15 protein-coding genes are annotated in these 14,119 nt (G+C 62.2%); 3 read left to right on the top strand and 12 right to left on the bottom strand.

The genetic code is table 11. The annotated features are described in order from the left end of the window. Positions 1–59: 59 nt before the first annotated feature. Positions 60–353, bottom strand: coding sequence for an HPr family phosphocarrier protein (locus tag AB0280_RS03125; RefSeq protein WP_159631960.1), 294 nt, complete (start codon positions 351–353; stop codon positions 60–62). Between the two features lie 159 nt (positions 354–512). Between AB0280_RS03125 and AB0280_RS03120 the strand changes: the two genes are divergently transcribed. Continuing rightward, entirely contained in the window at positions 513–1,283 is a 771-nt protein-coding gene (locus AB0280_RS03120; protein ID WP_159631961.1) for a GntR family transcriptional regulator, read from the top strand. A gap of 111 nt (positions 1,284–1,394) precedes the next feature. Here AB0280_RS03120 and AB0280_RS03115 read toward each other — a convergent pair whose 3' ends face one another. The 4 genes from AB0280_RS03115 to AB0280_RS03100 form a co-directional block, all read right to left on the bottom strand. After that, entirely contained in the window at positions 1,395–3,065 is a 1,671-nt protein-coding gene (locus AB0280_RS03115) for a cytochrome b (protein ID WP_364402946.1), read from the bottom strand. Then, positions 3,043–4,113 (bottom strand): ubiquinol-cytochrome c reductase iron-sulfur subunit, encoded by a 1,071-nt coding sequence (locus tag AB0280_RS03110; protein ID WP_159631963.1) that lies wholly within the window; start codon positions 4,111–4,113, stop codon positions 3,043–3,045. Before AB0280_RS03110 ends, AB0280_RS03115 begins: the two co-directional genes overlap by 23 nt. 98 nt (positions 4,114–4,211) lie before the next feature. Next, positions 4,212–5,000: a c-type cytochrome gene (locus AB0280_RS03105; RefSeq protein ID WP_224026114.1), complete on the bottom strand. Its 789-nt coding sequence runs from the start codon at positions 4,998–5,000 to the stop codon at positions 4,212–4,214. Between the two features lie 86 nt (positions 5,001–5,086). Continuing rightward, entirely contained in the window at positions 5,087–5,761 is a 675-nt protein-coding gene (locus AB0280_RS03100; protein WP_217509392.1) for a cytochrome c oxidase subunit 3, read from the bottom strand. Positions 5,762–5,873: 112 nt separating this feature from the next. Here AB0280_RS03100 and trpD point away from each other — a divergent pair, with 112 nt between their 5' ends. Next, positions 5,874–6,929, top strand: a complete 1,056-nt coding sequence (trpD, locus tag AB0280_RS03095) for an anthranilate phosphoribosyltransferase (protein WP_159631965.1) — start codon at positions 5,874–5,876, stop codon at positions 6,927–6,929. A gap of 16 nt (positions 6,930–6,945) precedes the next feature. Here the strand turns inward: trpD and AB0280_RS03090 are convergent, their stop codons facing one another. From AB0280_RS03090 to AB0280_RS03060, 7 genes are all read right to left on the bottom strand, one after another. Then, on the bottom strand, positions 6,946–7,227 hold the full coding sequence (locus AB0280_RS03090; protein ID WP_141160402.1) for an Lrp/AsnC family transcriptional regulator: 282 nt from the start codon (positions 7,225–7,227) through the stop codon (positions 6,946–6,948). A 121-nt stretch (positions 7,228–7,348) separates the two neighbouring features. Continuing rightward, positions 7,349–7,759 (bottom strand): DUF3054 domain-containing protein, encoded by a 411-nt coding sequence (locus AB0280_RS03085; RefSeq protein WP_366366168.1) that lies wholly within the window; start codon positions 7,757–7,759, stop codon positions 7,349–7,351. Positions 7,760–7,833: 74 nt separating this feature from the next. After that, positions 7,834–8,061 carry a hypothetical protein gene (locus AB0280_RS03080; protein ID WP_366366167.1) on the bottom strand — a complete coding sequence of 76 codons (228 nt, stop codon included), beginning with the start codon at positions 8,059–8,061 and terminating at the stop codon, positions 7,834–7,836. Between the two features lie 666 nt (positions 8,062–8,727). Further along, complete coding sequence (locus tag AB0280_RS03075) at positions 8,728–9,123, bottom strand: hypothetical protein (RefSeq protein ID WP_366366166.1); 396 nt, start codon at positions 9,121–9,123, stop codon at positions 8,728–8,730. A gap of 353 nt (positions 9,124–9,476) precedes the next feature. Further along, positions 9,477–10,484, bottom strand: a complete 1,008-nt coding sequence (locus tag AB0280_RS03070; RefSeq protein ID WP_366366165.1) for a recombinase XerD — start codon at positions 10,482–10,484, stop codon at positions 9,477–9,479. 499 nt (positions 10,485–10,983) lie between these two features. Further along, positions 10,984–11,322: a helix-turn-helix domain-containing protein gene (locus tag AB0280_RS03065; protein ID WP_366366164.1), complete on the bottom strand. Its 339-nt coding sequence runs from the start codon at positions 11,320–11,322 to the stop codon at positions 10,984–10,986. Beyond that, positions 11,316–12,398, bottom strand: a complete 1,083-nt coding sequence (locus AB0280_RS03060) for a tyrosine-type recombinase/integrase (RefSeq protein ID WP_366366163.1) — start codon at positions 12,396–12,398, stop codon at positions 11,316–11,318. The genes AB0280_RS03065 and AB0280_RS03060 overlap by 7 nt, the downstream gene beginning before the upstream one ends. 471 nt (positions 12,399–12,869) lie before the next feature. Between AB0280_RS03060 and AB0280_RS03055 the strand changes: the two genes are divergently transcribed. Then, a complete protein-coding gene (locus AB0280_RS03055; protein WP_366366247.1) occupies positions 12,870–14,111 on the top strand; it encodes a type III polyketide synthase in 1,242 nt (413 codons plus the stop codon). Positions 14,112–14,119 lie beyond the last annotated feature (8 nt).

Below are 14,119 nucleotides of genomic sequence, written 5' to 3'. Positions count from 1 at the left end.
CGACGTCGGGCCCCACCAATATGGTGGGGCCCGACGTCGTTAAGGGGTTTTTACGGCCCTCAGCCGGCCCCCTGGGACTCCAAAAGTACGCGAAGGTCCCGAAGGGCCGCCTCCACGGTTTCACGTCCCAGGTCGTCCTCGAGCGCGGCTTCGCTGACGGACAGCTCCACCTCACACCCCTGTGCAAAGTCGGCGGCCATCACCTGGAGCAGGGACCGGGCGTCCACCTTCGCCGCGCCCGCCTTGCTGATGGTGACCGGAAGCCCTGTATCGGTGACAGCCCGGACAAATACCGCGGCGGAACGTGCATGCAGGCCTACCGGCGCTGCCACCACGGCCTTCTGTGTTGGCAAAGGGACTCCTTATACGAAAGACGGCCCCATCCGTCTGCTGGCAAAATTTCCAGACCAAATATAGCGGCCGCCATGCCTGCCGCGCGAAAGAGCGTCCGCGTCCCGGGACTGGTCTAGACCGTCCTAAAATTGAGGGGAAACCAACGGCAGGAGAAGATCATGGCAGCTGGCGCCACGGCAATCACGGGTGAAATAGACCGCACCAGCGGTACGGCCATCTACGTGCAACTTCGGGAGATCCTGCGGAGCTACATCGCACAGTCGTGCCCGCCCGGATCGGCGCTGCCATCAGAACGTGACCTTGCCGAACGGTTTGGACTGGCAAGGATGACGGTCCGGCAGGCCATCGACGCCCTGGTGGGGGAGGAGGTCATCGAGCGCGTAGTGGGCCTGGGAACTTTTGTCCGGCGCCCGAAACTCGACCTGCAGGTGAAGCTCACGTCCTACAGCGAAGAGATGCAGAGGCGCGGCATGGTGCCTGCTGCCAAGGTGCTGAGCTTTGAGCAGATCGGCGCCAGCGCGTTCCTGGCCCGCGAACTCCAGCTGGACGAGGGCACACCCCTGGTCCGGTTCCGCAGGCTCCTGCTGGCCGACGGGGAACCGATGAGCGTGGACGAGAACTTCATCCCGGCACACCGCGTCCCGGGCCTGCTCGACGGCGAGCCACCCACGTCGCTCTACAACGTCCTGAGCGAACAGTTTGGCCTGGTGATGGAGTGGGGCGAGGACATGATTGAGGCGACCGCCGCCTCCCCGTCCACGGCACGCCTGCTCAACGTGGAGGTGGGTGCGCCCCTGCTGAAGATCCAGCGGCACGCCTTTGTGGCACGGGCGATGGTTGACTATTCCGTGTCGTACTACAGGGCCGACCGGTACAAGCTGTGGGTGCCACTGCAGCGGCCGGGAGCGCGCCGCGCCCGCAACCACTGACAGCACGCCGGGAGGCCACAGCCATGGGCCGTTGGTGGCGCACGCAGGAGAACTCTTAAAGCAGGAAGGGCCCGATCCATAGGATCGGGCCCTTCCTGTATCAATCGTCGCTTAGTGCGTCAGGCTCTTGGAACCTTCTGCTGCTTCAACTGCCTCGTGGCCGTGGCCGTGGGCTGCTTCAAGCTCTGCAGGGGTAGCAGGAGCAACGCGGTCCTCGAAGAACCAGCGGGAGAGGAACGCGCGGCGCTTCTCCTTGCGGGTCACGACACCGTGCTCGTTGGGCAGGGCCGGGATGACCTCGGGTGATTCAAAGCCAACCAGCTTGTAGCGCTTGTACTCATCCAGCGGGGCGTGCACCTCGATGAATTCGCCGTGCGGGAGCCTGACGATACGGCCAGTCTCGCGGCCGTGCAGGGCGATTTCCCGGTCCTTGCGCTGCAGTGCAAGGGCAACACGCTTGGCAACGATGAAGCCGATGATCGGTCCGACGAAGAACAGGGCCCGGAGCCAGTACGTGACGTCGTTCAGGGACACGTGGAAGTGGGTGGCAATGAGGTCGGAACCTGCAGCTGCCCACATCACGCAGTACCAGATGAATCCGGCAACACCGATGCCCGTACGGGTCGGGGCGTTGCGCGGGCGGTCCAGGACGTGGTGCTCGCGGTCATCCTTGGTGATCCAGCGCTCGATCCACGGGTAGGTGAACATCACGGTGAACAGGATGCCAGCGGGGACCAGGGCCGGGAGGAGCACGTTGAACGTGAACACGTGACCGAAGAAGATCTGTTCCACGTGCCAGTTGCCGAGTGTGCCGGGCATGAGTCGCAGGGCACCGTCGACGAAACCGATGTACCAGTCAGGCTGGGTTCCGGCCGACACCGGGGAGGGGTCGTACGGACCGTAGTTCCAGATGGGGTTGATGGTGAAGAATGCCGCCATCAGGGCGATCACGCCGAAGACGATGAAGAAGAATCCACCGGCCTTCGCTGCGTAAACAGGACCCAGGGGGTAACCGACAACATTGTTGTCGTTGCGACCGGGACCGGGGTACTGCGTGTGCTTGTGCACCACGACCATGAACAGGTGCAGGACGATCATCAGCAGGATCAACGCCGGCACCAGCAGGATGTGCAGCATGTAGAGGCGGCTGATGATGGCCGTGCCGGGGAATTCCCCGCCGAACAGGAAGAACGAGATGTACGTTCCGATGACCGGGATGGACTTGATGACGCCGTCGATGATGCGCAGGCCGTTGCCGGACAGCAGGTCATCAGGAAGCGAGTACCCGGTGAAGCCTGCAGCCATGGCCAGGATCAGCAGGACGCTGCCCACCACCCAGTTCATTTCACGCGGGCGGCGGAATGCGCCGGTGAAGAAGACCCTCAGCATGTGGACTGCGATGGATGCCACGAACAGCAGGGCAGCCCAGTGGTGCACCTGGCGCATGAACAATCCGCCGCGGATGTCGAAGGAGATGTTCAGCGAGGAGCTGTACGCTACCGACATTTCCACTCCCTTAAGGGGAATGTAGCCGCCGTCGTAGTGGGTCTCCGCCATGGACGGATCAAAGAAGAACGTCAGGAACGTTCCGGACAGCAGCAGGATGACGAAGGAGTACAGCGCCACTTCACCGAACATGAATGACCAGTGGTCGGGGAAGACCTTGCGGCCGAACTCGCGGAGGATCCCGGAGCCGCCAACTCGTGAGTCGACAAAGTCGGTGATCCGGCCTGCCTTGGTTTTGGCGACGAATGCCGGCTCAGCTGTTGATGCTGCGCTCATGCGAATCACGCTCCCAGTAACTTGGTCCTACGGGTTCATGGAAGTCGCTGGTAGCGACGAGGTAGCCCTCGTCATCAACTGCGATGGGCAGCTGGGGGAGAGGACGGCTGGCGGGGCCGAAGATCACCTTGCACTCTTGCGTGAGGTCGAAGGTGGACTGGTGGCACGGGCACAGCAGGTGGTGCGTCTGCTGCTCGTACAGAGCGACGGGGCAGCCAACGTGGGTGCAGATCTTGGAGTAGGCAACGATTCCGTTGTAACCCCATTCTTCGCGGCCCTTGGAGGGGTTCAGCGACGCGGGATCGAGGCGCATGAGGAGCACAACGGACTTTGCCTTCTCGTTGAGCTTGCCCTCCTGCAGTTCGTTCAGGCCCTCGGGAATGACGTGGAAGGCGGAACCGATGGTGACGTCCGAGGCCTTGATGGGGGTTCCATCGGGGTCGCGGGTAAGGCGCTTGCGCTTTCCGTCCTGGGGAGCCCACATGGTGTGCGCGAGCTTGTCGTCAGGGCGGGGTCCGAGGTCACCGAAGATGGCGACGGCGGGAAGCGGGGCAAGTGCGACCGCACCCAGGAGGGTGTTGCGGATCAGCGGGCGGCGCTTGATGCCGGTCTCTTCCACGATGTCGTCAACGATGCGCACCGCAGCCTGGCGGTCCTCTTCGTAACGGATGGCGTGGCGTTCCTCGGAGACTTCGTGGTCGGGCATCAGGGCCTTGGCCCAGTGCACGATACCGGTACCGATACCCAGCATTGCGAAGGCAGTGCCAACGCCGAGCAGGGCGTTCTGGAGCCGGATGGTGGCGATGCTGGAGTCATCACCCAGATCAATGGCGAAGTACGCCACCAGGAAGATCAGGGTTCCAACAACAGAAATGCCAAATAGTAAGGCGACCTGCCGTTCTGCCCGCTTTGCGGCCTTCGGGTCCGTGTCAGCCAGGCGCAAACGATGCGGGGGAATTCCAGGATCCTGGAACTTCTCCACCTCATTCTGACCAGCCGTAGCTACGGTGCCCGAGTGGTTCGGACTGCCGTCACTATGGTTGCCCATAATTCGCCTCATCCTTCTCTCGTCCCGGCATTTGCCGGGTTAGTTTCTAATTTCAAGCTGCTGACAGGGCAGCAGAAGTTGTGTGTTCCTGCGGAACGTCAGGACGTCCTGGAGGTGAGCCAGATGGTGAAGGCGATGATGACGCCAAGACCGGCAACCCAAACGAACAGGCCTTCAGCAACCGGACCCAGCGAGCCGAGGTCGGCACCGCCCGGTGAACCGGTGGTCTCGATCTGCTTCAGGAAGGTGATGATGTCCTTCTTGCCTTCAGGAGTGATGTTCGCGTCGTTGAAGACCGGCATGTTCTGCGGGCCCGTGACCATGGCCTCGTAGATGTGCTTGCCGGATACATCGGCAAGGGCGGGTGCGAACTTGCCGCGGGTCAGCGCGCCACCGGCAGCGGCGGCGTTGTGGCACATGGCGCAGTTGGTCCGGAAGAGCTCACCGCCGGCAGCTGCATCGCCGCCGCCGTTTGTCAGGTCTTCTGCAGGAACTGCCGGGCCGGCTCCCAGGGAGGCGACGTAGGCTGCAAGCTGGTGGGTCTGCTCGTCATTGAACTGGACGGGCTTCTTCATGGCCTGGGGGCCGTTCATCTGCATCGGCATGCGGCCGGTGCCCACCTGGAAATCAACAGCGGCTGCACCGACACCCACCAGCGAGGGACCGTCCTTGGAACCACTGGCGCCCATGCCGTGGCAGGTGGCGCAGTTGGCGGCGAAGAGCTTGCCGCCCTCCTCTGTGTCGCTTGCGCTGAACGTGGTGGTCGAAGCCTTGGCCTGGTTGACGGTGGTTGCCACGGCGTACAGCCCACCCGTGATGAGGAGCCCCATCAGAAGCAGCGCTATTGCTGCAAGTGGGTGACGCCGCTTTTGTGAGAGTGCCTTCACGTGGTGGTTCCTTTATTCGATCCTGCGCCGGCTCCGGGAGCCGCTACCTGAAATTCTGCCTCTTGTAGAAAAAGAATCAAAGCTGGCTACTTGAGTACGTAGATGACCAGGAAGAGGCCAATCCACACGACGTCAACGAAGTGCCAGTAGTAAGAGGTGACGATCGCGGACGTTGCTTCGAAATGCCCGAACTTCTTCGCCGCGAAGGACCGGCCCATGATGAGCAGGAAGGCAATCAGGCCGCCGATGACGTGGAGGCCGTGGAAGCCGGTGGTCATGTAGAAGGCCGAGCCATAAGCGTTGGAGGAGAGCGAGACGTGCTCGGAAACCAGCATTGCGTACTCGGTGGTCTGGCCGGCAACGAAGAACGCGCCCATGAGGAACGTCAGGGTGAACCATTCGTTCATTCCCCAGCGGGCGAACTGCAGTGCACCTCCGGTGCGCCGCGGCTGCAGCCGCTCTGCGGCGAAGACGCCCATCTGGCAAGTAAAGGAACTGGCCACGAGGACGATCGTGTTTACGAGCGCAAAGGGGAAGTTGAGCTTGGCTGTCTCTTCCGCCCACATCTGCCCACTGGTGGAGCGCAGAGTGAAGTACATGGCGAAGAGACCGGCGAAGAACATCAACTCGCTGGACAGCCACACAACGGTTCCAACAGAAACCATATTGGGGCGGTTCAGCGTGGGGTGCGCCGGGGTACTGGGGGCATGGGTCGCAGATGTCACATAGACATTATGTCTGTAAAAGTCCGTGCTGCCCAACGCAAACCGCCTTTTCGGGGGACTTTTTCTACAAAGACGCGAAATCGCCGGGAAAAGTTCCCGCAACCGTTCACATTGGTCAGTGGCCGCCGTCGGTCGATAGCATCAGCAAGTGACTTCTCAGGCAACTACAGCGTCCGGCAACACCTGGCCCCGGTTGATCTCGGCCCTGATCAAGGGCAATGACCTCACTGCGGAGAACACCTCCTGGGCCATGGACACCATCATGTCCGGTGAAGCCACGCCTGCACAGATTGCCGGATTCCTTGTGGCCCTCAGTGCCAAAGGCGAGACGGTGGACGAGCTTTCCGGCCTGGTTGAGGCAATGCTCGCCCACGCCAACCCTGTGACAATCACCGGGGAGAAACTGGACATCGTCGGCACGGGTGGTGACCAACTTAACACCATCAACATCTCCACCATGGCCGCCCTGGTCGCTGCCGGGGCCGGCGCGAAGGTGGTTAAGCACGGCAACCGGGCGTCGTCGTCGTCGTCCGGGTCTGCTGACGTTCTTGAAGCGCTCGGTGTCCGGCTTGACCTGCCTATCGCCCGGGTGGCCCGGAACGCTGAAGAGGCGGGAATCACGTTCTGCTTCGCGCAGGTGTTCCACCCGTCATTCCGCCACACCGCCGTGCCCCGGCGGGAGCTGGCAGTGCCCACTGCGTTCAATTTCCTGGGACCGCTGACCAATCCCGCCAATGTCCAGGCTTCGGCGGTGGGCGTTGCGAACGCACGGATGGCGCCGCTGGTGGCGGGCGTCCTGGCCCGCCGGGGGAGCAGGGGACTGGTCTTCCGTGGCAACGACGGCCTGGACGAGCTGACCACCACTGGCCCATCAACCGTGTGGGAAATCCGGCACGGAGCCGTCAATGAACTGCACTTCTCGCCGCAGGACCTCGGCATCAGCCTGGCTACTGTTGAACAGCTTCGCGGCGGCAATGCGGCGGCCAACGCGGGAGTGGTCCGCGACGTCCTTGCCGGCAGCCAGGGTCCCGCTCGGGATGCGGTCCTGCTGAACGCCGCGGCCGGCCTTGTTGCGTTCGACCTCGAAGCACAGGGCCCGTTCCTGACACGGATGCAGGAGGCTTTCGCGCGTGCCGCGCATTCGATCGACTCCGGTGCTGCCGCTGCCGTCCTGGACCGTTGGGTGTCCCTCTCCCGCGCCTAACGGCCGGGTTGCCGGATTACTGTTCGAAACCCAGCGAAAAGGCGGCGTCGAGGTCGTGCTGTGAGTACGCCCGGAAGGCGATGTGCGTGGTGGTGTGGACCACGGCGGGAACTTTCGAGAGCCTGTCCGCAATGACGTCCGCGAGGTCTTCATGCCTGCGGACCCTGGCTACCGCAATGAGGTCCCATTCGCCGGTGACGGAATACACTTCGCTGATGCCTTCGATGGCCGAAATTTCTTCCGCCGTCTCCGGAATGCGGGCGGCGTCGGTCTTGATCAGAACAAATGCGGTAACCACGTCTGTACCCCTTCAATCGGTGCCGCCGCACTGGGGAACGGCAGGCTTTTCTCTCCAGCCAGCCTATTACACGGGTGCCGTTTCCCCTGCCGCCACCCTGCCGCCCAACTTCTGGTGCCCGCTACCTGCCCGGCCTGCGGCGGAGGCGTGAGGCGCCTGCCAGCAGGAGGCGGTAGCCCACAAGGAACACCGCCAGGGCAATCGTGGCAACGATGATGAAGGGCAGGACCACTGTCTGCCCGGTCAATGCCCGTAGGAGCATGCCGCCCACCAGGCTTCCGAGCCAGACTGGAACCCCTGCCCGGGTGATGGAGAAGGGGCTCCGCCATACGCGGGCGATCAGCCATCCGGCGGCCGCGCCGGCGAGGAACGGCCAGGCAGTCAACAGCACACCGAGGATGGGCTCCTCACGGTGGTGTGCATCGCGGCCAATCGCGGCGAAAACGAGGATCAGCACCATATCCACCGCTGCCGCCACCACTGCTGCCCGTGCCGGTGATGTCTGTGCAGGCTTGGTTTTCAACGAACTCATGGTTTCGAGCTTAGCCGCCGACGGGAGGCTGCCATGTTGGGATGTCCCGGTGCCCGGGGTGGGGGAGCGGGCGGTCAGACTGTTTCCTGGAGGCGGCGGTCTTTGTGTGCTGCCTGTACCCGGTGGACAAGCCAGCTTGCCTCCCACCGCAGGTGGTAATCCATGTCCGCGTCCCACTCAATGAGGACATCGGTCACGGTGTAGGCCAAGGCGTTTGCCGGCATGGAACGCACCGTGACGGGTGCGGGGCGCAGCAGAATAATGGGTCTGCCGGGAGCCTGCCGCAGGGCTTCGTCGCGCATCTCGGAACGGCAAGCCGGGCAGGTAGCCGTGGAATGCGGGCAGGTGTGGGGGCGGGGGAGTTCGCGCATGGGGGCGTCCTGGGGAGTAAAAGGAGTACCGGGCGCCGCCGCCGTCTGCATGACCAAAGGAGGATCCAGGGACCGCCCCATCGCGCGCCCGCGGCGGGCCGGGTGGGCCTGCCGCCATGTCCAAAAGGTTAGGACGCCCAAGGCCGTTGGCGCATGGGTGGGAGCTACCCAATTTCGATGAGGATCTCCCCGTTTTTAAGCATGTACCGGATAGGGATGAAGTAAGGTCGCTGCAGTAGTTGAGCCCACCCGCCCATAACGGAGAGATCGTGAACAAAGCCTTATGGATTTGCAGCCTGGTGGGTGCAGCCTTGGGAATCAGCCTGGGGCTGGCGATTTTCCACACGCCATTCTGGGGCTTTGCGCTGGGGCTCGGAGTCGGAGCTGTGGTCGGGGCCTCGATGCAAAGGCGTCATTGACCACCAGCGCGGGGGACCTCGCCGGAATGGCTTCTACCAGCAGCGCTCGAAACATTACTGGCATCCCTGCGGATTGCATGTGGGCGTATTCGTCCGTTAACGCCGGCTTCCAAGTAGACGATAGGAACCAAAGCCGGTCGTGAGAAGTAGGTTCTGTCTGGCGCCGTCCCCGGACGAGTTACTGAGCCCGTGAGTGAAGTCGTCGAGCCAGCCGATGAATTTCACGTTCGAATCTTCCGCCATCTGCCCAGATTGCGCCGCCCTCCACCAGTTCGAAGCTGATTCTGAGGCTGTTCTCTACGACGGAAACCGAACATCGAACATGGCTACGAGCAAAAGTCCGCTTCAGGAGTGCAGTCAATCGGTTGGCTTCCATAACGCGGCCCTCGTAGCCGTTCGCGGCATTCATCTCATCAAAGCAACGGTGAAGCGCCTCCTGGGGAGACATTCCGTGCAGGTTAACGAAGGCCTCGGTCAGTGAAAGAGTTTTCTGAATTGCGTAGTCGCCCTTGTTCACCGCGGTGAGGGTCCTAATTCTCGTCACGAGTCCTCGCACAAAGCTGACGATTCCCATGCTTAACAGGATGAGGAAGGGAATCCCAGCCCATCCGTTGGGTCGGACTAACAGTTGCGACGTCACGTATGCGATCCCGGCGAGACAAACCGCAATAAGAGAAATCAATCCGATGACACCGGGCCGGACTCCCTGGGATCGGGGCAGGCTGGTCATCGCGGCTCGATAAATCGAGGCGATCTTGTACTCGTTGCTATGAAGATCTCGCCCAGTTGAAACCCGCCGGTGTCCATGACGTGAGCATAGTTTCAGTGAGGATAAAGGGCCATGGGAAGCCGCCATCGCTGCTTTCTAATGACACTTGGCTGGGCCGGGTAGCGTTGAGAACCTCGGCTGTGAACCTAGATCAAGGGTCAGGGCTTGATGCGAAGGTTGACGTACCGGGACCAGGCGTCGCCTGCCGCGTCGGCGTGGAGGAAAGCGACTTGGTGGCTATAGCCGAGGGCGTCGGCGACCAGTGGCGGCGGTGAGACTAATAAGTGTTCGTCCAAGGCAGTGTTTCGTGCGCCACGCAGGTCGATGCCCAGGCTACGGAGCCTGTCCATGATGCCGTTGGGGTGTAGGGGTTGTCCGGCTCGGGTTCCGGGAAAGAGCCAAGGGCTTTGGGTGTCTGATCCTGTTCTGAGGTTCGGACGGCTTTCAAGGTGCTCTCGAAGCAAGTCGGCGAAAGGCTCGGGAACGGGCACTGGGCGCGCGCCGAAGGTGATCCGCATGTTGCCCGTGGTTTCATTGATTTCGACGGCATTGGTCCGGAGTTTAGCGACCCGCACGAGCGGCTGGGCGTAGAGAAGCAGCAGGATGCCGGCGACTCTGTAGGGGATGGACTCGCTCGCGCCGGTGAGTAGTTCCCGGAGCCAGGCCACGCGCTGGTTCTGGGTAATTGCTGGGCGGCTTTTGGCTGTGTAGTGGCCCATTTCCACGCGGTAATTTGTTCCGGTGTTCTTGATGAAGACGATGAAGGTGCGGATGGCTTTTCTGGTCGTCGGGCCGGTGGCGAGCCAGGTTTCGACGTCTTGCTGGGTGCAGTTCGCCGCGGTCCGCTGGTGGGTATCCCAGAGCCAGTCCAGGAACTTGACGGTTTCCGTGATCTCCTGTTTGGCAGAGTGCACCGGGGCCTGAGCGCTCTTCTCCGGTGTTGTCATGGACCGGATGCGCCGGAGGTGATGCCAGGTGGCGAACTGTGCGACGGGTTTGGTGACCTCCTCGGGCAAGTCGCGGAGCTTGTTCTCAATCCAAGTCTCGAACCGGGCCAGATACGGGTCTTGGTAGGGGAGGAGCCCATGATGAATGAACAGGGCGCGCAGGTGACTGGCTTCGCGGTTCGCTGACTCAGCCGCGGCATCGAGTCCTTCGTGCGTCAAGGGAGTTTCCCCGCATGACAGAGAAGTCAGGAGGGCTTGGACTTTGGGGGAGCGCTTCCACGTGATGATGCTTTCGGGCCGGTCTGCTTTGCAGAGGACATCGACGATTTTGCCGGCAGTGTCCGGGTCGGCAGGGTGCGTGAGCAGTAGTTCGTTGAGGTCCTCCCGGAGGGCGCAGCGGGCGCAGATACCGCGCCGGTAGAACTCGCCTTCAACATTGCAGCGGCTGCAGTGGAAGTCATGGAGGATGCCTGCGCAGGGCGCGCAGCGGGGCCCTCCGACAGCTGCGGGCGGCCCGGGTAACAGTCGGTGTTGACCGCAGTCGGGGCAGACGCCGTGGGTGCGGGTGGCGGTGGTGAAGCAGGGGCCGCAGATTCGGCCTTCGGGCCAGGTGGCGCGTGTTCGGCCGGCAGTTCGACCGCAGCGTGCGCAGGTTGCCGTTCCGGTGGTGCGGGGCCGGCCGCGGCTGGTGCTTCGTGGGCTGAGACCGTGGGGCTGGTCAGTGGTCATCGTCGATGATGCGTGCCCGTCGTGGGCGGACGGTGCGGTTCAGGTCGACGACGTTGGGGGCGCTGGTGCCTGTTTTGCGCGCTCGGGCATCGGCTGCGGTGACGGTGATGAGGTCCTCGGGTCCACAGGAGAAGATGTCGCAGATCGCGGCGATAACCTGCAGTGCGACGCGTTCGGGTTTCTGGTTGACGAGCCGGTAGACCTGCGGCCGGGACAAAGTGATGCCGCGCTCGGCTAGCAACGGGATGAGATCGGTGGTGTTGTGGAGACCCCGTGCTGCCATGAGCTCAGAAAGGCGCCATCTGTATTCGACGTCGCGTCTCACCATTGGCCTCTCATCTGCACGCCCAGGACTTCGTCCATGGTGCGGTCCAGTGCAGCCCGCAGGGTGGAGTTCCGGAAGTCGTCGCTGACGAACTGGTAGATCCCGGTGGTGGAGGCGTGTTCGTGGCCCATTTGATATTGCACGAATCTAGGATCCCATCCGTCCTCCAGCAGGTGCGTTGCATAAGATCGTCGCAGGGAATGCAGGTCCAGGCCATCCATCGGCAATCCCAACTCGGCCAGGTAACGCCGGAGCCGGCGCAGCAGGGTCGATTCACAGATCAGGCCGCCGCGTTCGCTGGGAAACAGGTCCAGTGTTTCAAGCGTGCCGCGCCCGTTGGCGAGCCAGTCCTCGATGACACCGACAGTCCAGTCGAAGACAGTCAGGACGCTGCGGGGTTTGAAGGGGGAGCCCTTGCGGGACTTGCCAAAACGGACCTTGCAGACACCTGCTTTCCCGAACCTGCGCGCCTGCGGGTTGGTCGCGAAATCGACGGTTTGCAGGTGCCGGAGCTCATTGAACCTCAGCCCGTACGAGTAGGTCACTTTCAGCATGACAGCGTCCCTGTAGGCAGCTTTCCAACCCTTTCTGCCCGAGGCTGCCATGAGTTCGACCTGGTCGTCGGCGTGGTCGAACAGCATCTGAAGTTCGGCCTTGGTGAAGGGCCGCTTGGCAGGGCGCCCTTCGTACTCCTGCGAGTGGGAGGCGGTGTTCCAGTCAAAGAAGACCTGGGACGGGTGCGTCCCGAAGCGCTGCTCACAGACCCTGTCCCAGCCATAGTCCGGGTTCGACACGTAAGACGAAAAGCGGCGGAGGGTTGACTGGTAACCACGGATGGTGGAGTGCTTGAGCTGATGGATCGAGCGCAGATCCCCGAAATACTCCTCGACATGCTCAGGCAACCAGTTCCACGGGAACTCGTTCACATGGTCCACGAACCGCCGGACGCACCCGATGCCCTTATCAATCGTGTCGAACTGCAGGTTCCGGGAGAGCTGCTGGTTACGCCAGCCCGTGAACATGTCCTCGAGCGTTTGTTCCTCGGGATGCAGCAATGAAACGGCACTCAGCTGTAGCACGCGCCCGGATCCATCAACTGCCATAACTTGCCCCCAAATCGGCCTTAGACGCATTCAATACCTGAATCAATGATTCATTAAATGCATCACCAGCACAAAACTGCAGGTCAGACGCGTATCTCAACCGTTTCCAGGTTCGGCGTTGCAGCCGTCAGACGACACCTGGACAGCGGCACATCCCAGCTGTCAGGCCGCAATTTCCGCGGTATCTCAACGAAGTGTGAGAACTTCTTGCGGCAGCGGGGGATCGGGACGATTGATTCATCTGATGCAATACGCAGAGTACTACTTGACATAATGTAGATTATCGGCGCAATGGGATGAGGCTCGGAGCGGGCAGGATGCGAAGCAATCCAGGCCCTGCAATCCAGGACACTTGCGCCTGCTTCCCGGGACAAATGCATGGCGAAACCGCTGTTCAATTCCGCCGGGACCATTGTCATAATCAAAGCGCACGTCAAGAATGACGTGATGACGGTCTACGTGCGTTCACTTGAAACTGCAGTTCCGACGACAAAGCTGATCCAGTCCGAAGCCCGTGATGTATTCGCCGCGCAGCCGGGTCTTTCCCGGCTTGGTTCACGCCTGGTCACCACCTGCTTTGACGGCGCAGCCATAGACACGAGATTTACGGCAGTCAGCGAACTCACCAACACCTCACGCTCGGACAATCCTCAGTTCTATGACCCGGACACCGGGCTCCTGCTGAATCCCAGCACCAAGGTCCGCAACGACATCTTCGCCCGGGAAGCCACCAAGCTGTTCGTTGAGGCTGCCCGCGCTGCCCTGCAGGCGGCTCCCGAACTGGATTTACTTGACATAACTCACCTCGTGACGGTGTCGTGCACGGGCTTTTTCAATCCGGGCCCGGACTACAAGGTGGTGCGCGAGCTCGGGCTTAGTCCTTCCGTCCAGCGGTATCACCTGGGCTTCATGGGCTGCTACGCGGCGTTTCCGGCGCTCCGCGCTGCGAAGTTGTTCTGTGAATCCGACCCGGACGCGGTGGTCCTGGTGGTCTGCGCCGAACTCTGCTCCCTGCACGTACGCACGTCCAATGATCCGGACACCATCATGGGTTCGGCCCTTTTCGCCGATGGCGCCGCCGCCGCCGTCGTGACCGCACGCCCCGGCGCGGAAGAAGCCGCGCTGCTGAAGCTGGACCACTTCGAAACAGTCCTGACCCCGGTCGGTGAGGACTCCATGGCATGGAACATCGGCGACCATGGGTTCGAGATGGTCCTGGGCACCTATGTGCCCCACATCATCGATGACCACATCGTGGGTGCCCTGCAGCCACTGCTGGCAAAGGACCCGGAATTGGCGGCACTCCCCTACACCGCGATCCCCCACTGGGCCATCCACCCTGGTGGCCGCAGCATCCTGGACAAGGTCCAGTCCCGGCTTGGCCTCAGCGACGCGCAACTGGTTCCGGCGCGGGACATCCTCCGGAACTACGGCAACATGAGCAGTGCCACGGTGCTCTTTGTCCTCAAATACATCCTGGAACAGCCGCTGCTGCCCGGGGATTCCAACGGTGGCGGGCGTATCTGTTCCATGGCTTTCGGCCCGGGATTGACCGTGGAAACGGGGCTGTTCACCAAGCTCCGGCAGTCCATCGCCGCAACCCAGGACCTCGTACGGCAGGACCACGCTGCCGGATTCGCCCCGGAGGCGCGCCAGGACCGGACGCCCACAGAAGCACCCGTGGCCTGACTGGAACG

The sequence above is a fragment of the Pseudarthrobacter sp. 902506025 genome, from assembly GCF_040702325.1.
GTDB lineage: Bacteria > Actinomycetota > Actinomycetes > Actinomycetales > Micrococcaceae > Arthrobacter.
This window is presented reverse-complemented; position numbering and strand designations above follow the sequence as displayed.